General features: G+C 55.0%; 18 protein-coding genes. 10 read left to right on the forward strand and 8 right to left on the reverse strand.

Features of this window, described 5'->3' with window-relative positions; all coding sequences use genetic code 11:
• Positions 1–77: 77 nt before the first annotated feature.
• On the reverse strand, positions 78–698 hold the full coding sequence (locus ACRBB0_RS07995) for an invasion associated locus B family protein (protein WP_431373878.1): 621 nt from the start codon (positions 696–698) through the stop codon (positions 78–80).
• 451 nt (positions 699–1,149) lie between these two features.
• Here ACRBB0_RS07995 and ACRBB0_RS08000 point away from each other — a divergent pair, with 451 nt between their 5' ends.
• Both ACRBB0_RS08000 and ACRBB0_RS08005 read left to right on the forward strand, forming a co-directional pair.
• Positions 1,150–2,691, forward strand: a complete 1,542-nt coding sequence (locus tag ACRBB0_RS08000) for a helicase HerA-like domain-containing protein (RefSeq protein ID WP_431373879.1) — start codon at positions 1,150–1,152, stop codon at positions 2,689–2,691.
• A gap of 40 nt (positions 2,692–2,731) precedes the next feature.
• Positions 2,732–3,619: a hypothetical protein gene (locus ACRBB0_RS08005; protein ID WP_431373880.1), complete on the forward strand. Its 888-nt coding sequence runs from the start codon at positions 2,732–2,734 to the stop codon at positions 3,617–3,619.
• 87 nt (positions 3,620–3,706) lie between these two features.
• Here the strand turns inward: ACRBB0_RS08005 and ACRBB0_RS08010 are convergent, their stop codons facing one another.
• Positions 3,707–5,467, reverse strand: a complete 1,761-nt coding sequence (locus tag ACRBB0_RS08010; protein ID WP_431373881.1) for a PQQ-dependent methanol/ethanol family dehydrogenase — start codon at positions 5,465–5,467, stop codon at positions 3,707–3,709.
• Between the two features lie 210 nt (positions 5,468–5,677).
• Between ACRBB0_RS08010 and ACRBB0_RS08015 the strand changes: the two genes are divergently transcribed.
• Positions 5,678–6,223 (forward strand): hypothetical protein, encoded by a 546-nt coding sequence (locus ACRBB0_RS08015; protein WP_431373882.1) that lies wholly within the window; start codon positions 5,678–5,680, stop codon positions 6,221–6,223.
• Between the two features lie 68 nt (positions 6,224–6,291).
• Here the strand turns inward: ACRBB0_RS08015 and ACRBB0_RS08020 are convergent, their stop codons facing one another.
• Positions 6,292–6,714, reverse strand: coding sequence for a c-type cytochrome (locus ACRBB0_RS08020; protein WP_431373883.1), 423 nt, complete (start codon positions 6,712–6,714; stop codon positions 6,292–6,294).
• 162 nt (positions 6,715–6,876) lie between these two features.
• Here ACRBB0_RS08020 and ACRBB0_RS08025 point away from each other — a divergent pair, with 162 nt between their 5' ends.
• Both ACRBB0_RS08025 and ACRBB0_RS08030 read left to right on the forward strand, forming a co-directional pair.
• The gene (locus ACRBB0_RS08025; RefSeq protein ID WP_431373884.1) at positions 6,877–7,851 is read left to right on the forward strand and encodes an ABC transporter substrate-binding protein; all 975 of its coding nucleotides are present in this window, start codon (positions 6,877–6,879) and stop codon (positions 7,849–7,851) included.
• On the forward strand, positions 7,851–8,489 hold the full coding sequence (locus tag ACRBB0_RS08030) for an ABC transporter ATP-binding protein (RefSeq protein WP_431373885.1): 639 nt from the start codon (positions 7,851–7,853) through the stop codon (positions 8,487–8,489). The genes ACRBB0_RS08025 and ACRBB0_RS08030 overlap by 1 nt, the downstream gene beginning before the upstream one ends.
• 18 nt (positions 8,490–8,507) lie before the next feature.
• Here ACRBB0_RS08030 and ACRBB0_RS08035 read toward each other — a convergent pair whose 3' ends face one another.
• From ACRBB0_RS08035 to ACRBB0_RS08055, 5 genes are all read right to left on the reverse strand, one after another.
• Positions 8,508–9,299, reverse strand: a complete 792-nt coding sequence (locus tag ACRBB0_RS08035) for an ABC transporter permease (protein WP_431373886.1) — start codon at positions 9,297–9,299, stop codon at positions 8,508–8,510.
• Complete coding sequence (locus ACRBB0_RS08040; RefSeq protein WP_431373887.1) at positions 9,296–10,009, reverse strand: ABC transporter ATP-binding protein; 714 nt, start codon at positions 10,007–10,009, stop codon at positions 9,296–9,298. Before ACRBB0_RS08040 ends, ACRBB0_RS08035 begins: the two co-directional genes overlap by 4 nt.
• Positions 10,010–10,065: 56 nt before the next feature.
• On the reverse strand, positions 10,066–10,515 hold the full coding sequence (locus ACRBB0_RS08045; RefSeq protein WP_431373888.1) for a hypothetical protein: 450 nt from the start codon (positions 10,513–10,515) through the stop codon (positions 10,066–10,068).
• Positions 10,516–10,564: 49 nt separating this feature from the next.
• Positions 10,565–11,527, reverse strand: coding sequence for a YVTN family beta-propeller repeat protein (locus ACRBB0_RS08050; protein WP_431373889.1), 963 nt, complete (start codon positions 11,525–11,527; stop codon positions 10,565–10,567).
• A gap of 68 nt (positions 11,528–11,595) precedes the next feature.
• Positions 11,596–12,759, reverse strand: a complete 1,164-nt coding sequence (locus tag ACRBB0_RS08055; protein WP_431373890.1) for an ABC transporter substrate-binding protein — start codon at positions 12,757–12,759, stop codon at positions 11,596–11,598.
• A 176-nt stretch (positions 12,760–12,935) separates the two neighbouring features.
• On the opposite strand from ACRBB0_RS08055, the gene pedF reads away from it, so the two are divergent.
• From pedF to ACRBB0_RS08080, 5 genes are all read left to right on the forward strand, one after another.
• Positions 12,936–13,634, forward strand: a complete 699-nt coding sequence (gene pedF, locus ACRBB0_RS08060) for a cytochrome c-550 PedF (RefSeq protein WP_431373891.1) — start codon at positions 12,936–12,938, stop codon at positions 13,632–13,634.
• Positions 13,635–13,752: 118 nt separating this feature from the next.
• Positions 13,753–14,634: a substrate-binding periplasmic protein gene (locus ACRBB0_RS08065; protein ID WP_431373892.1), complete on the forward strand. Its 882-nt coding sequence runs from the start codon at positions 13,753–13,755 to the stop codon at positions 14,632–14,634.
• A gap of 87 nt (positions 14,635–14,721) precedes the next feature.
• Positions 14,722–15,240: a CoxG family protein gene (locus tag ACRBB0_RS08070; protein ID WP_431373893.1), complete on the forward strand. Its 519-nt coding sequence runs from the start codon at positions 14,722–14,724 to the stop codon at positions 15,238–15,240.
• Between the two features lie 78 nt (positions 15,241–15,318).
• Positions 15,319–15,804, forward strand: a complete 486-nt coding sequence (locus ACRBB0_RS08075; protein ID WP_431373894.1) for a (2Fe-2S)-binding protein — start codon at positions 15,319–15,321, stop codon at positions 15,802–15,804.
• 97 nt (positions 15,805–15,901) lie between these two features.
• Positions 15,902–18,265 carry a xanthine dehydrogenase family protein molybdopterin-binding subunit gene (locus ACRBB0_RS08080; protein WP_431373895.1) on the forward strand — a complete coding sequence of 788 codons (2,364 nt, stop codon included), beginning with the start codon at positions 15,902–15,904 and terminating at the stop codon, positions 18,263–18,265.
• The last annotated feature ends 9 nt before the right edge of the window (positions 18,266–18,274 follow it).

Genomic DNA, 18,274 nt, shown 5'->3' on the forward strand with positions numbered 1-18,274 from the left:
TCATTCAGGGCACTATACATGTAAAAGGGCGCGTCTGATCAAACAGACGCGCCCTTTTGTCATGAAGTCGGCGACGGTTACTGAGCGATAGTTGAGGCCGCTTTATAAGCCGCTGTGAAGCCTTTCAGAGACATCTCAACCGACACTTTCTTGTTGGCCGCAACAGCAGGCACAAGCGTGATTGTGGCCTTGGCACCGGCTTTAAAGCGCTGAATGTCTTGAGCCGTCAGACCGACACGGGCGTAACAGCCAATCTGGCTACAGAAGGAATAATCATAGCGACGTGCTGAGCCACCATCGACTGTCACAGTCAGTTTCTGAGGCAGGAGGGTTTCCAATGGAACAATAAATGTCCCGCCGGCAACCGCTTGGCCACCGTCTTGGATTTTAAAGATGTTCACTTCGGCGACGCTGGTGCCGTTGGCGTCCTTCAACAGCTGATACATCTGACAGACGTCATCACCCTCAGGGACTTCCAGACATTGCAGGACCCAATCACCAAACCCGTCTTTGACATAGGTCTTGGGGCCGGTTGGCTTGGGCGCGTTTGGATCTTCACCCATATCCAACTCTGGTACATCGGCTTTGATAACCGCGCCTTCGGCAACATCCTCTGCGGATGGCTCTTCGCTTTGTGCGAAAACGGGCGCAGCCGACAGGGCTGCAATCAAAGATATGGTAAGAAGCGATTTGTTCATGGAAATCCCCTGAAATCCGATCATTGCTGAACGACCGATTAACACGCCACGCGCCCAGAGTCAGGGGAGAAAAACCCGACCTTGCAGGAAGATGCGCGATTTGCCGCCCGTTTTTTGAAAAGCTTGGGAAACGGAAAATTTGCAACGCGCAAAGGAAAGGGGCCAGTGCGGCCCCTTTCCATTTCACTCCCTGTCGGACTGGCCGACTTTGTCATTGAGGGGACGCTACGAAAGTCTTGGCCGGTGGTCAACAGGTATTTCGCAGAATTTTCTATGTGAATTTCGAAGGATAGCTGGAACAAAAAAAGCCGCGCCCAAGGGCGCGGCCAGTCTGACAGGGAGGAAGTCTGTCCAGGGCAGGAGAGGACATGTCGCCCCGGAACTGCAGATCACTCTGGCAGCTATAAGTTAAGGATGTATGTTTGGCTCCGAACGGTTGCGGAGAACTTTGATGACAAATGGAACTTTCCTAGGTGGTGGTGGCCCGAATTACGGTGAAAAGCAGTGGTTAAACCACAAATACGCCAATCGGCACGGTCTGATTGCTGGTGCCACAGGGACCGGGAAAACAGTGACGCTGCAAATCCTTGCCGAAGGGTTTTCCAATGCGGGCGTGCCTGTGTTTATGTCTGACGTCAAAGGTGACCTATCGGGTTTGGCTGTGGCTGGATCAGAGGCACATAAATTACATGGCCCGTTTATGGAGCGCGCCAAAACCATTGGGTATGACGATTTCACTTACCAATCCTTTCCGGTCACGTTTTGGGATCTGTTTGGAAAACAGGGCCATCCTGTCCGCACGACCGTTGCCGAAATGGGCCCTTTGTTGTTGTCGCGCCTTCTTGATCTGTCGGACGCGCAAGAGGGGATTTTGAACATCGCTTTTCGCCTCTCCGACGAAGAAGGCCTGCCGTTGCTGGATCTTGCCGACATCCGCGCGATGTTGGTGTGGATGGGGGAGAATCGCAAAGATCTTTCGCTGCGCTATGGCAATATCTCGACCGCTTCCATTGGGGCGATCCAGCGCCGTTTGTTGGTGATTGAGAATCAGGGCGGGGCCAATTTCTTTGGCGAACCGGCGCTGGCGTTGTCTGACCTGATGCGGGTGAACGGAGAAGGGCGCGGGCAAGTCAACATCCTGGCGGCGGATGAGCTGATGTCGTCGCCCCGGCTCTATTCAACCTTCCTTTTGTGGCTGTTGTCCGAGCTGTTTGAAGAGCTGCCGGAGGTCGGCGACCCGGACAAACCCAAGCTGGTCTTCTTCTTTGACGAGGCACATTTGCTGTTTGACGGGGCGCCCAAGGCTTTGATCGACAAGGTTGAACAGGTGGCGCGTCTTATTCGCTCCAAGGGGGTTGGCGTCTATTTCATCACGCAAAATCCTGATGATGTGCCCGAAGACATTCTCGGCCAGCTTGGCAACCGCATCCAACACGCGCTGCGGGCCTTTACGGCGCGGGACAAGAAAGCCCTGCGGATGGCGGCCGACACCTATCGGCCCAATCCAGACTTTGACACAGAATCTGCGATCCGCGAAGTGGGCGTCGGCGAAGCGGTTACCTCAATGTTGCAGAAAAAAGGTGTGCCGGGAATCGTCCAACGCACATTGATTCGGCCACCGTCATCGCAATTGGGGCCCATTACCCAAGCGGAACGCCGCGCCGTGATCGCCGGATCGGACATGGTCGGCAAATACGATAAAACGCTGGATCGGAAATCCGCATACGAAATTTTGCGCGCCCAAGCCGAAGCCGCAGCCCGCGCCGCCGAAAAGGCCGAGGCCGAAGAAGAAGAGCTTGAGACCGCACAGCGCGAATACCGGGCAGGGCGGCGCTATTCGGGAACCCGCGTCGCCCGGTCATCATCGCGGCGCACTCGCAAAACCCAAAGCTTTGGCGATGCGATGACCAAAATGGTGGTCAAAGAGTTGACCGGAACAACCGGGCGGCGCATTGTCCGTGGTATTTTAGGTGGACTTTTTAAGGGCCGGTAAGGAGACGTGCAGGGGAAACCCCTGCACAAACTAGTTTTTTATGATTGACGTATTCTTTTTTAGGTTGCTCTTGCTGAGCGAAGTTCAATTGATTTTACTCGTGGTGGCCTTGGTTTATTTCGGCGGTTTTCTAGGCTTTTTGTTCGCAAAACCCAAAGCACCTATGCGCCGAGTTAACTTTTGGCTCTATCTTGCTGGCTGTAATTTTTTATTCTCGGCGGCGCAGCTTGGCTGGTTGTACATTGGCCTCGCAGCCGAATATGGTTTGTTTTCCGCACTTTCGCTTGTGATTTGGGGAACGGCTGTTTTGTTTGGCTACTTGGTGTACCACATCAGTGCCGCAAGGAGCCTGAATATTACCGGCAGTCCCAAGAAAGCTTGGGCTGCCTTTGTTCCGTTTGGCGTTTTCTGGCTGCTGTTTGCGCGGGGGAGGCATTGGTCCGAAGATGATGAACCTATAAAGTCCGGTTTTAGTAAATATGTGAATGATCCTGCGGTTTTGCTAACGGCCATAGCATTGGCTATTACAGGCCGTTCGATGGAAACATATTTGGAGAAATTTGAGCACCCTGAGCACGCTCCAGAGGCCGCCATTGTGAAACTGGCTGAACGTGCCCAAACGATCGAAGAAATTTTTGCGCAAGAAGTCCTTTTATCGAGTCCCGGACTTCCTGAGCAAATCGACTATGGTTTAACGCTCCAATCCTTGTCGAACAGCGGTCAGAAATTGTATTTTCGCTTTGTCGTCGACGGCCCAATGGATGATTTCCAATATGGCCACTTTCCTTGGCTGTTGGAACAGTATTGCCAGCCAGAAGTGTTTGGCGCCGTTGTTGACAAAGGCGGGAGCCTGATCTTTTCTGTTTCCTCAAAAGAGGATCGCCGCGACAAGAATTACACGATTTCCAAAACGGATTGTTCGATCTGACAGATTCGTCACATTGTGCGACATCACCAAAGGAAAAACGCCCGGAGCAAGGCCCCGGGCGTTTTCATTTCTAAATGCTGGTGCGCTTTAGTTCGCGGCCATTTCCTTTGGCAGACGGAATGTCCAGAGCAGGCCACCCTGGTTCAGGTAGTTGACTTTTTTGGCAACTTCACCACCCCAAAGTGGAACAGCGCCACCCCAACCGGACATGATCGAGACATATTGTTCGCCGTCTTGTTCCCAGGTCACAGGCTGACCAACGATGCCGGACCCGGTTTGGAAGGACCACAGTTTTTCACCGGTGGCGTCATCAAGTGCGATGAATTCACCCTCAGGTGTGCCAAAGAAGACAAGACCGCCCGCGGTGGTCATCACACCGGACCAAAGTGGCGCGTCGTTTTTGTATTCCCAAACCCAGTCGCCGGTGGCCGGATCAATCGCCTTGAGCGAACCGATGTGGTCTTCGTAGTTGGGTTTGATGGTAAAGCCAGCCCCGAGATAGGCCGCGCCCTTTTTGTAGGAAATCGGCTCATTCCAGATGTCCATACCCCATTCGTTCGAAGGGACATAGAAATTGCCGGTGTTCTGGCTAAACGCCATCGGCATCCAGTTTTTGCCACCAAGGAAGGACGGCGAGGCAAAGATCACGTCACCTTTCTTGCCATCGGCCGCTTCGGATGGATCGCCGGGGCGGTTGTCTTCGTTAAAGATCGGACGGCCCGTGTCATCAATGCCCGACGCCCAGCTGATGTCTTTGACGAATGGGCTTGCAGAGACAAATCCGCCATCCGCCGCATCCAGAACATAGAAGAAACCGTTGCGGTCGGCGGTCGCCAAGCGCTGGTTGCCATCTTTGTCATCAAAGGCCACAACTTCGTTCACACCATCATAGTCCCAGCCTTCGCGCGGCGTGGTCTGATAGTGCCATTTGATCTCACCGGTGGCCGGGTCGATCCCGATGCGGCTGGCGGCATACAGGTTGTCACCCTTGCCAGAATTGTCCTGCCCGGCGTCCCGCAGCCAGCTGTTCCATGGGGCAGGGTTCCCGGCACCAAAGATCAGCGTATCGGTGCGCGCGTCATAGGACCCGCCCAGCCACGTAGCACCGCCACCGGTTTTCCACATATCACCTGGCCATGTCGCATTTAGCTCTCCCGTCATGGTCGACGGTTCGCCATTCAACGTTCCCATGTGACCTTCGATGACGGGGCGTTCCCAAACCATATCGCCAGTGTTAACGTCACGGGCCTGAACCGTACCAACGATGCCAAATTCACCACCCGAGTTCCCGGTGATCACCAAGCCATTCACGATCAAAGGCGCTGCAGTATAGGAATAGCCCGCCTTATAGTTGGCGATCTTGTCACGCCACACCACGTCACCGGTTTTGGAATCCAATGCAACAATCCGCGCATCCAGAGTGCCAAAGATGATCTTGTCACCATAGATGGCTGCACCGCGGTTGATCACGTCACAGCATGGCAAAATACCTTCGGGCAGGCGTGCATCATACTGCCAGAGCTCCTTGCCGGTTTTGACGTCAATCGCGTACATCCGCGAATACGAACCGGTGATATACATCACGCCATCATAGATCAGCGGCTGGGTTTCCTGTCCACGTTGCTTTTCTCCTCCAAGGCTAAACGCCCAGGCAGGCACAAGACTTTTGACGTTTTCCTTGTTCAATGTGTCAAGCGGGCTATAGCGCTGAAGGTGGCGGCCCATGCCGTTTGTAACAACCTGATCCGTGATCGTTTGGTCATTGGCAAGCATTTCTTCGGTCACATTGGCCATGGCGCTGGTGGCACCCATTAGGCTTACTGCGACAGCGGCGACGAATTTGTTCATATCAGTCCTCCCGTGAACATCTGTCGTGATGAGACCGCATTGCTAAAGTTCAAAGCGGTCCTCTCCCTGCGCCAACAGTATAAAGAGAACGTGATCACCCGGTACGCGCCATAGGTCGTACGACCCTTGCAGACTTGACAGGACCCGGGTGATTCGTCCCAGCCTAGGGGGATTCGCCTTGACCGAAACCACCGCGCCGAAAGGACCCGCATGCAAAACCCGATTCTAACAGGAGTTGTCTGTTTCTGGATCGCCGCCGGCCCGGCCGCTGCGCTCGAGGATGGACAACATGGTGTATGGCTTGTTGATCAGAGTGGCACGCGTCTTCATATCGCGACGATTGATTTGCGCGACGGGGCGTATGAGCTGGCGATGGAGGATGCGGCCTTTGGGGACCAATTCTTGTCTATGCGGCCCTTCAAATGTGTCGAGGGGCCAGAAATGATTTGGTGTCATGTCCCATACCCATATGAAATAAAACGCGAAATTTCCGATGATCTGACCGACCTTGAATACGACTTTCTGTTTCTTTGGAAAAAGGCTGGAAGCTACGGGATCGATATGTGGAACGGCATTTATTATGAGCTGCAGGACCAAGGCAGCGCCTTGGTCGGTGACATTCATGAACTTGATATGAACGTTCTCTCGGTGCCACCGGAGGCGGGCAACTTGCGTCCTCTTTTGTCCAAACATCTTGAACCGGGTGATCCAGACAGCCACTGGTTGCCAAAACTGGTGATTGGCCCCAGCGGTTAATCCACGTTTGACACAGCAAAGGCCGCGCAGGGGTTTCCCGCACGGCCTTGTTCAAAATGGTCCTGAAATCACTCGGAAATTTGCGTGTTATCCTGAGTGCTGATGGAGCCAAGATAGGCGAGAATAAAGTCCTGTACTGTGCGGTCTTCGATGCCGACATGGCGCATTTTGGTACCGGGCATAAAGCCGTCATTGTCTTCCATCCAGGCACGAACCGCGCCCGGTGTCCAAACAATGCCCGAGGCTTCCATAGCGATTGAATAGTCATAACCGTCATAGGATCCGGCAGCGCGATACAAGATGTTTTCCAGCGGTGGACCATATGAGGCATCATCGGAATCTGGCGCATGGCACCGGCGACAGGACCGATCATACAAGGTCTGTCCGGCCTCTATTTTGACCTTTTCGAAAATTTCGGACGCGGTTGCCGGGGCGGCGGAAAAGCCGACAAGTGGTAAACAAGCGACGGCCAGTGTCATGTAGCGGTTCATTCGCATTCTCCTTTTGATAAGCTTGGTGCAATCATAAATCTGGGCCGGGTGTGCTCACTTGATGCAAATCAACCGGGGCGGCGTGGTGGGCCTGTCCAATGGTCGTATACCTATCGCTCGGGTGGCTGTTACGATTATGGGAACAAGCCTAGGGAGGTTGGCATGTCATTTACGAAGGTTTTGCGCACAAGCGCGGCTGCATTGATCACGCTCGCGGGGGCCGCATGGGCGGATGCGCCAGTCTTGCGTGCTGCAGTATTGGAATACGGGACCGTCAACTGGGAACTGGACGTGATCAAACATAATGAGTTTGATGCGCAAAACGGTTTTTCCTTAGAGGTTCAGGGGGTTGCAGGTGGTTCTGCAGCCAAAGTTGCCTTTCAAGGTGGCGAAGCAGATGTGATCGTCTCTGACTGGCTTTGGGTGGCGCGTCAGCGCGCGGCCGGGAAGGACTTCGTATTCATTCCATATAGCCTCGCGGTTGGTGCCCTGATGGTGCCCGCCGATAGCACTGCGGAAACATTGGCCGATCTTAAGGGGCAGAAAATTGGGATTGCCGGGGGACCTTTGGACAAGTCTTGGTTGATTTTGCAAGCCTATGCCGAGCAAGAACATGGTGTCGATCTCGCCGCTGAGACAGAGCAGGTGTTTGGGGCTCCGCCATTGATTTTCAAAACCGCGCTTCAGGGCGACCTGGGCGGGGCCATCAACTTTTGGCATTTCCTTGCCAAAATGGAAGCTGGCGGCATGAAACCCTTGGTAACTGTTGATGACGCCGCCAGCGCGCTTGGCCTTGATCCGCAAACGCCGCTTTTGGGTTATGTCCTCAAAGGTGAGATGCTCAAGACCAATCCGGAACTGGTAGAAGCCATGGCAAATGCGTCGCGTAACGCCAAGGAATTGCTGAAAAAAGATGAAGCTGAATGGGATCGGCTGCGCCCACGGATGAAGGCCAAAACCGATGCGCAATTTGACGCCCTCAAGGCTGGTTTTCGGGCTGGTATCCCTGCGGTGGGGCCTGTGGATGAAGCGGCTGCAGCCAAAATGTTGGAGCTGATGGCGCGTCTTGGCGGCGAAGAGTTGGTTGGAAAAGCTCAGGAATTGCCCGAGGGTGTTTTTGTTCAACCCGGCTCGTGATGGCGCTGCAGCTTGTGCATAACACCGACAAAAACGGGCGGCCTGTGGTCGCCCGTGTGGCCTTGCAAGGCTTGACGCTCGCCGGGCGCGACGTGCTCGGCAAGGTTGCGTTTGAGCTGCGCCAAGGAGAGACAGTGGCGCTGACGGGCCCGTCGGGTGTTGGCAAAACCAGCCTCTTGCGGGTTATGGCCGGGCTTGAGAAACGCAATCGGGGTGACGTCGATTGCCCCAAGAATATTGCCTTTGTTTTTCAAGAACCTACCTTGCTTTTGTGGCGAAACCTGTTGGATAATCTGTGTATCCCACTGGGTATTTCGACAACCAAAGCTGAGAAGGCGTTGGACGAGGTTGGACTCGCTGGGCGCGGTGATACCTTTCCCGGTCAACTTAGCCTCGGCCAACAACGGCGTTTGTCATTGGCCCGTGCATTTGCTGCCGATCCTGAGTTGCTCTTGATGGACGAGCCGTTTGTCTCTCTGGACGATTCATTGGCGGATGACATGATGACCCTGTTCGAAGATCTGCGAACCGGCCGGACGATAACAACAATGATTGTGACCCATTCCAAACGCGAAGCGGCTCGGCTCAGCGATCGGGTTTTGACCTTGACTGGATCTCCGGCACAATTGGGTCAATAACTCTCCATAAATACCTGTTTATGTTGATTTAGATCGAGATGGATCATAGCCCCATAGCGCCAATCCCAAAAAGAATCCAAGTGCCAAAATAGTCCATCCTAAGGCTGGCAGGTTGGTCTGTTGATAGAGGGCAAAACGAATAAGCTCGACAGAATGGGTAAACGGATTTGCCGCACAAATCGCGTAAAGCACCTCAGAAGATTCTGCCATTTTCCAAAGGGGATAAAGGGCTGAACTCAGGAAAAACATCGGAAAGATAACAAAATTCATCACACCCGAAAAGTTTTCCAACTGGCTGATAAAGCTAGACAAAGCCAATCCCAACGCCCCGAGCATAACGCCGGCAAGCATCAAAGCGGGCAGGGCTGCGAGGTAGCCCCAAACTGGCAATGTGATGCCAAAAGCTGCGGCGATTCCTAAGAAAGCGTAACACTGAAGAATTCCGATGAAGGTCGCGCCGCAAAGCTTTGAAATCAAAAGGAACCATCGTGGCAGAGGCGCGGTCAACAGCAATCGCATTGACCCCATTTCACGATCATAGACAAGGGACAAAGAGCTTTGCATCCCATTGAAAAGAAGGATCATTCCACAAAGACCGGGCAGGATATAAGTCTCGTAGGTAATGTAGGTTTGATATGGGGCTGAGATCGAGAGCCCCAAGGCGGCGCGAAAGCCTGCTGCGAAAACCAAAAGCCAGACCAAAGGGCGCACCAGAGCGGCGATAAAGCGCTCTCTTTGATGAACAAACCGCAATATCTCGCGGGCAGCGATGGCCGAAAACGCGGCTTGGTAATGCTGGCGGGTGCTCATGGTTGTACCTTTGTCTGGGCCAAAAACCAGGTTTGAAGGTCGTGATCAGCACATAGGTTTTTCGCCGTTCCATCTTGTAACACATTGCCCTGATGTAACAAAATGAGCTGATCGGTCTCCTCGATTTCATCTGTGAGATGCGTGGCCCAAAGCACCGTCAAACCCTCTTTTGCAAGGTCATGAACATGGGTGGTGATGGCCTTACGGCTGCGCGCATCCAATCCAACCGTTGGTTCATCTAAAAGCAAAACAGACGGGTCATGCACAAGAGCGCGGGCCAATTCGGTCCTTCGCCGGTGACCGCCATTCAAAGACCGGACTTTCTCGGCGGCGCGATCTGAAATCCCAAGACGCTCAAGCGCTTTATCTATGCTGTTTCTGCCGGTTTTTCCCGACAAGCCATGTAAGGCGGCGAAATAGGTCAGGTTCTGCCGGACCGTTAAATCAAGGTCCAAGGTGGGTTTCTGGAACACGATCCCCATTTCTGCCAAAGCGGCCTGTGGGGCGGTTGCCAGATCGTTACCCGCGACGTTGATTTCACCACCTTTTGCCGTCAACAACCGCGTCATTAGGGCAAATAACGTTGATTTTCCCGCGCCATTCGGGCCAAGCAGAGCGGCAAAACAGCCCTTCTCGACCTCGAAACTGACATCGGTCAAGGCTTGCTTTGGGCCATATGAAAACGAAAGATGAGAAACGTTAAGAGTCATTGGAAACCTGATTTGGGCGACCATTTTGACCGCCCATCAGACCCTTGAATTGTCGGTTATTCAATGGTGATTTCCAAACGCTGGGTCTCTCCGGTCGAGCCTGGAATTTTCAGGTAATAGGACCCCGGTTTGATGGCCAAAAACCCGATCTCCATTTCGCCAGCTTCGTCAAACTCAACGGAATCGAGGCCAAGGGGACGGATCTCCAATCCTTCAACGACAATTTCGTCTATCCAAATGGCCCGGAAAAACTCGGGTCCCACCAGTGCCAATTCCTGGCTGCCATCTCCTTGGATTTCGAACTCATAATAGGTGCCTGATTTCAAGTGCCAGGGGGCGGATGTCAGCGGAATCCCGGCACCCAATTGGATCGGTTCAAGGTCTTCTTTATTTTTGGCAGACAAGACCCCGGCCAAGCCGAATTTGGATTCGTCATCGTCATTGTCGGCCATTGCCCCAAAGGGCAGGGCGCATGCGAGCAGCGCGGCCAGTAGCGGTCTATGCATTGTTTTGGTCCTTTTATGCACGAATTAGTCAGGTATTGGTCAGTTGGCGTTAGTTTGTGGGCCGAAACGCGGCCCCCCACGGAAAACGCCCAACTTTGATGGTTTTTTCGGCCTTGCGACTGGCAACATCGACCATGGTGACGTCGCCGGACACGCCGTTGGTGGTGAAAAGCTTGCTCCGGTCGGCGTTGAACGCCATATGCCAGACCCGGCGGCCCACCAGAACGTACTCTTCGACCTCATAGGTGTCGGCATTGACCACCGCCAAATGATTAGATGGCCCGAGCGCGACAAAGGCATGGGTGTCCCCATTGCTCAGTTCGAACCCGACAGGCTGGACACGGTCGGGATGCACCCCCTTGACTGCAAATTCAATTTTGCCTTTTTCGGCTTGGGTTGCGACGTCAAACACCGTGATGGTGCCGCCAATCTCTGAGCTCACCCAAAGTTCGCTTCCACCTTTGACGAATTCCGCATGACGGGGGCGGGAATCAACCAAAGTATTGGCAAAGAGTTTCTGCGTTTTGGTGTCGATCCAATGCGCCATATTCGTGGTTTCAGACGTGGTGATGGCGATTGTCCCATCGGGGGACACTGTCATGCCTTCCGGTTCAATCCCCACATCAATCTGTGCGACCACGGTGCGCGATTGCGTGTCGACCACGGTCGTGATCGCATCGTCTTCGTTGGCGATATAGAGATGACGATCATCAGGGTGCAAAACAAATTGCTCAGGGTCTTCGCCCGACGGCAAATCATGCAGAATTTCGCCGGTGTCGGGGTTCATGACTTGCACAGAATCGCTGTCTGAGGCGCAGATATAGACCACCGAAAAATCCTTGGAAAAGGTGATGCCGCGCGGGCGTTCTCCGGTGTCGATGGTGCGTGTTACTTCCAGACTGGTCAGATCAATCACGCTGATCGTGTCATCCTTTTCATTGGTGACCCAAATCTCATCGGCCTGCGCGGCGGTTGTCAGCAACAAAGTCGCAATGAGGGAGAGCTTTTTCATGGTGAGCTTCCTTGTAGTCGGTCAAAATATTGGCGCGAAATCGGTCGCATTCGGGTGAGGTCAGTGTCTTAGTCGAAGACCGAACAAGCCGATTCCGGCTTGTCGAGGCCGAGCGTGTCCAGTTCGTTGCGTTGATGCAAAAAACCTTCGAGAGGCGCAGAGGCAACGAGCGCGCCGCGGTGGGCAAGAGCGATGGGTTGACGCATTTGGCCGTTCCAGGCGCGATAAGTAAGCGGTCGTCCTTTGAACCCGGCAAGTTCAAACGCGTCGGATAGAATGAAGGCCCGCAGGGTTGGCGCATCACCGGCTTGGGTGCGGGTCACGGCTTCACCGATGGTACGGATCGCGGCCCAGGCGGCATAATCTCGGTCTTGCATGGCGCGCCCTGAATGCTCGGTGAAGCGCGATTGCAACTGCGCCGCTCCCCATTGTTCAACAACCCGATCCCAGGCCTTGGCAGTTAGGCCTTCCGCCCCGGCAACCGGGCGCGGGTGCCATGTGTTAAACGGAATATAGCGGGCAAAATCATTGGCTTCGTCGGCCACCAAAAGCACGTCGTATTTGCCAAGATCTTGGGTGAAAATCGGGACTTCTTGGGCCGCGTTACGACGCATGTCCGCATCAAAGGCCCAGGTTTTTTGCGCGCCAAGCGACAAACCAAATTTTCGCGCGGATGTGTCAAGCGCGCTGGCAAACGCCTGATCCTCCGGTTGGGTGCCTTTGATCATCGCGATATCAGTCCAACGCCGTTTGACGAAAAACTGCATGAGTGCGTCGGCCCGCATGGCGCGGCTGGGCAGGGTGTGCAAAACATTGGCGCGGCAGGCCTTATCGCGCAAATGCCGTTCGGGGGCTGAGACATTGAACAGCAGCGCATCTGTGGCTGCGGGTAAATCGGCGGCCAATGTGATGAGCTCAGCCGGGGCGTCCAGAACGATCAGATCAGTGTCGCTCAACGCCTGCGCCACTGCACCGGCAAAGTCACCGTCCTCCGGGACCGTCGTGACCTCAATCTCATAGGAATGCCCCAAGAACCGACCGGTTGTTGTGTTGTCCTCAAGCGCAAGTTGCGCGCCTTGTCTGCCAAGGTCATCCGCAACCGGATCCAGATTCGAGAGGGTGGGAAGCGCCTTAACCTCTTGCTGTATATAATGAATCGTAACGTCTAATGCGCTCGCAGAGGTCGAAAACCCAATGATCGCAGCGCAGGCTGCGGCCAGATACTTGTTCATAATGTCCTCCCGCTACCGCTTACCCTACGCGCAACGAGAGGGGGCTCAATACGACCTATGTCGGAAATCACGGGGGCTGTTTGGGCTGTGCGCGCCACGAAAGTCCAATGGTGTTTGGCACCGGGCTTGTCCTACTTCTTAGGCAACGGGAACGGAGACGATCCGGAGGAGACATCATGACCAAACTGACACAGAGCGCCGCAGCCCTAGCGATCACAGCGGCGGCAACCACACTTGTATTGACCCCAAGCCTGACACGGGCCCATGGCGACGTTGCACCCCAAGCGGTTGACACGACCGGGCTGCCTGAAACCGGCGATGAATGGCTGACGGAAAACCCATACCGTGCCGCCGATGTTGGCGAAGAAACCTGGGCGCTGGCGATCACCATTGGCTCATCTGGCTACAACCAGAACTGCGCACGCTGCCACGGGCTTGAAGTGATTTCCGGTGGTCTGGCCCCCGATTTGCGGTTTCTCGAAGCCGAAGAATATGGCGACGAGTGGTATGTGGAGCGGTTTCAAACCGGCTACACCCAGAACGGCATCACCAAAATGCCGGCCTTTGGTGAATTGCTGGGACAGGATGCGGCCTGGGCGATCAGAACCTATATCGAAACACGCCCCGACGATGATTCCCTTGCCGATGTGGCGGGCGAATTGAAAGGGATTCGCGATACGTTGGCAGCGGGGGGCGCAGATTTGGACGCCACCAAAGCCCGCCTGAGCGACATCGCCGCCAAGATCGAAACTGTTTCAGGCGCGCCGGTCGCTGATAGCGCCGCCAGCCGGGCCGCAGCATTGCTGGATGGCACCGAAGATGGCACGATCCGTGCCACCGAGGCCTTGACCATTGGTCTGTCAGCGGCAAACTGATCGTATTCTGCGGAGGGCCGGACATTTGGCAAGACATTTGGCAAGACATTTGGCAAGCGCACCAAATCTCATGCATGAGATTTGCAAAAGTTTAGCAAAGCTTTTGCGCGGGCGGCTCATGGTCTGCGCCACAGTTTTGGCAGCACCCGGTGCGGGCTATGCTGCCGATCCCTGTGCCGATCACATCCCGCAGGCAAAACCGCAAAACGCCAGCCGCGATATCGTCGGACAGGAGCTTGATCAGATCATCGACCAAGGCTTCATGAGCTTCGCGCTTTACTCCGAATACCCGCCCTATTCGTGGGAGGACAAGGGGCAGGCGCGTGGCGTTGACGTCGAGATTGCACGTCTCATTGCCGATTATATCGGGGTTGAACCGCGCTTTCGCTTTGTAGAGGCCGGTGAAAACCTTGAGGCCGATTTGCGTCACCACCTGTGGAAAGGGCCTATCGTCGGCGGAGCGGTCAGCAATGTGATGATGCGCGTGCCCTATGACAGCGCCTTTCGCTGCCGGGTCGAACAGGTCGTGTTTCCTGGCCAATACCATGTGGAAGGTATCGCCATTGCCTATTCGACCCAAGCCTACGACGAGGATGACAAACCGGTTCCGGCCTATTTCCGTTTTGATACGGTTGCGGTCGAAAATGACTCCATCGCCGATTTCTATTTGACCAGCCTGGGGCGGGGCCAAACCGCCAAAGGTGTTCGCCGCTTTGAGACCATGTCCGACGCGATGGATGCGCTCAACAATGGTGAGGTCATGGCAGCCATGGGGCAACGGGCGCAGCTTGAATATCACGCTGGCGACACGGTCGCGATTCACGAACCACCCCTGCCGGGGTTTTCCCGTGGGTCTTGGGTCTTGGGCACAGGCGTACATTTTGCTTACAGGCCATTGGCTTATTCCGTTGGTGATGCCATTTCAGCAGGTCTGTCAGATGGTCGGATCGAAGCGATTTTCACTTCCTACGGCCTAAGCTTTCATCCACCGCAATGGTGAAATTCAACCCATGGCTTAGGCCATTAGTCTAATATGCCCTTTGGGGCAGTGCGCCTAGTCTTGGCGCTAACACAGAGGACAAACATTATGCATATGAGCGATTCCCGTGAGATCAACGCACCCACATCCGAAGTGTGGGCCGCGATCTTGGACGCCGAGGTGCTGAAGCAATGCGTTCCCGGATGTACCGAAATGGCGGGCAACGCCACAGATGGGTTCGACGCAACCGTTGTGCAAAAAGTGGGCCCGGTCAAAGCGACTTTTAAAGGGCATGTCACCCTGTCTGATTTGGACGAACCCAAAAGCCTGCATTTGGCCGGTGAAGGCAAAGGCGGCGCTGCGGGGTTTGCCAAAGGCGGTGCGGATGTCACCCTGAGTGAAACCGAAAATGGCGGCACATTGCTGCATTATGAGGTCGAAGCCAAAGTGGGCGGCAAGCTGGCTCAATTGGGCAGCCGGATCGTGGATGGCTTTGCCAAAAAGATGGCAGATCAGTTTTTCACCAACTTCAAGGAGGCCGTCGAAGGCCCTGCACAAGAGGGTGAGACCACCGAAGAAGAGTCCGGTGAAAAGAAAAAGGGCTGGCTCAAACGTATCGTGAGCTAAACCAACCAATCCAAAGGTAACAGCCTCGGGGCAGGTGCGTCGGGGCACATAAAACAAAGAGTTTTAGGGAGGAGAGAAATGACAGAAGTGACCATGGTGGTGAACGGCAAGTCCGTCACCAAATCGGTTAAGGGCAATACGCTCATGACTGAATTTCTGCGCGACGATCTACGGTTGACCGGCACCCATGTGGGCTGTGACACCTCGCAATGCGGCGCCTGCGTAATCCACGTCAACGGCGAAGCGGTCAAAGGCTGCACAATGTTCGCTGCCGAAGCCAATGGCGCCGAAGTGAGCACCATCGAAGGCATGGAAAACCCAGACGGTTCGCTTGGTGTGATTCAACAAGCCTTCCAAGACCACCACGGCCTGCAGTGCGGTTTTTGCACACCCGGCATGGTGATGTCCGCCGCGGCGCTGCTCAAGGACAATCCAAAACCGTCCGAAGCAGAAATCCGCGATTACCTCGAAGGCAATATTTGCCGCTGCACCGGCTACCATAACATTGTGAAATCGATCATGGCCGCAAGCGGTCAGGATGTTTCCAATATCGCGGCTGAATAAGCCCCAAAAGATTTGAATGCGCGGCGAGGAGGCTCGCCACGGGAACGAATTCCGTAAGATGGGGCTCACCTCATCGACCCAAGGGAGGGAACAGACCATGCCCAAGGATCATGGCATCGGCGCAAGCCCAAAGCGGCGCGAAGACGTCCGCTTTTTGACTGGCACCGGCAATTACACCGACGACATTAATGTCTACGGCCAAGCCTACGTTTATTTCCTGCGCTCTGACATGGCGCACGGCACAATCAATTCAATCGACACATCCGCCGCCGAAGCGATGTCTGGTGTGGTGAAAATCTTCACCGGCGCTGATTTCGAAGGCGTTGGTGGCATCCCCTGCGGCTGGCAGATCACCGACATCAAAGGTGAACCCATGCAAGAACCGGCCCACCCGGTTTTGGCACAGGGCAAAGTCCGCCACGTCGGGGATCCCATCGCCGCTGTTGTGGCCGACAGTCTCGAAGAGGCGCGCAACGCCGCCGAAGCCATCGACGTCGATATTAGCGAACTGCCCGCAGTTGTTGATATGAAAGCCGCGCTCGAAGACGGGGCGACCAAGGTTCACGACGATCTTGCCAACAACCTGTGCTACGAATGGGGCTTTGTCGAAGACAACCGCGCCGCCGTAGATGAGGCGATCAAAAACGCCGCACACGTGACCACATTGGAATTGCGCAACAACCGTCTGGTTGCCAACCCAATGGAACCGCGTGTCGCCGTTGGCCAATATAACCGCGCCGATGACCACAGCACCCTGCACACCACCTCGCAAAACCCGCATGTGATCCGTCTTTTGATGGGGGCGTTTGTTCTGGGTATTCCTGAGCACAAGCTGACGGTTGTCGCACCTGACGTTGGGGGTGGTTTTGGCACCAAAATCTTCCACTACGCCGAGGAAGCTTTCTGTACCTTTGCGGCCAAGGCCGTCAATCGTCCGGTCAAATGGACCTCGAGCCGGTCTGAGGCGTTCATCTCGGATGCACATGGTCGCGACCATGTCACCAAGATTGATCTGGCGCTGGATGCGGACAACAACTTTACCGCGCTGCGCTGTGATACCTATGCCAACATGGGCGCTTACCTGTCGACCTTTGCGTCGTCGGTTCCGACATGGCTGCATGGCACGCTTTTGGCCGCCAACTACAAGACACCCTTGGTCTATACCAACGTCAAAGCTGTGTTTACCAACACCGTTCCAGTGGATGCATATCGCGGGGCCGGTCGTCCTGAAGCGACCTTCCAGGTTGAGCGTGTGATCGACAAAGCCGCGCGTGAACTTGGTGTTGATCCAATCGCTCTGCGTCGTCAAAACTTCATCACCGAATTCCCTTATGCGACACCTGTTGCAGTGGAATATGACACCGGTGATTACAACGCGACGATGGATAAGCTTGAAACCATCGCAGACATCGCAGGCTTCAAAGCCCGCCGGGCTGAGTCCGAGAAAAAGGGCATGCTGCGCGGTTTGGGCGTTAACTGCTACATTGAGGCTTGCGGCATCGCGCCGTCGAACCTTGTGGGTCAGCTGGGTGCGCGCGCCGGTCTTTATGATGCGGCAACGGTACGCGTGAATGCGACTGGGTCGATTTCGGTCATGGTTGGGGCGCATTCGCATGGCCAAGGGCACGAAACGGCCTTCCCACAAGTTGTGGCCGAGATGATCGGTATCGACGAATCTCAGGTCGACATCGTGCATGGTGACACCTCCAAAGTACCGTTTGGTATGGGGACATATGGCTCGCGGTCGCTTGCTGTTTGTGGGTCCGCCATGGTGCGCGCCACTGAGAAAATCATCAACAAAGCTAAGAAGATCGCCGCCCATCTGCTCGAAGCAGCGGATAGCGATATTGAGCTGAAAGATGGTCAATTCTCGGTTGCAGGTACCGATAAATCGGTTGCTTGGGGCGATGTAACGCTGGCTGCCTATGTGCCACACAACTATCCGCTCGAAGACATCGAACCGGGCCTCGAAGAGACCGCGTTTTATGATCCGGCCAACTTCACCTATCCATCAGGTGCCTATTGCTGTGAGGTCGAGCTTGACCCAGAAACCGGCAAGGTTACCGTGGAGCGGTTCTCGGCTGCGGATGACTTTGGCAATATCGTCAACCCAATGATCGTCTCCGGTCAGGTCCACGGCGGTATTGGCCAAGGGATTGGTCAGGCGCTGTTGGAAAACGCGGCCTATGATGACGAAGGTCAGCTGCTGAGCGCATCCTATATGGATTACGCCATGCCACGCGCCGACGATGTACCGTTTTATGCGGTGGATCATTCGGCCTGCACCCCTTGTACGCACAACCCGTTGGGCGTGAAAGGCTGCGGCGAAGCGGGGGCCATTGGCTCTCCTCCGGCGGTGATCAATGCGGTGATTGATGCCATGCAATCGGGCGGTCATGATGTGACCCATATCGATATGCCAGCATCGCCATCGCGCGTCTGGGATGCCATGAACAGCTAAGTCGAGAGG

The sequence above is a fragment of the Pelagimonas sp. genome (genome assembly GCF_050633425.1).
Classification (GTDB): domain Bacteria; phylum Pseudomonadota; class Alphaproteobacteria; order Rhodobacterales; family Rhodobacteraceae; genus Pelagimonas.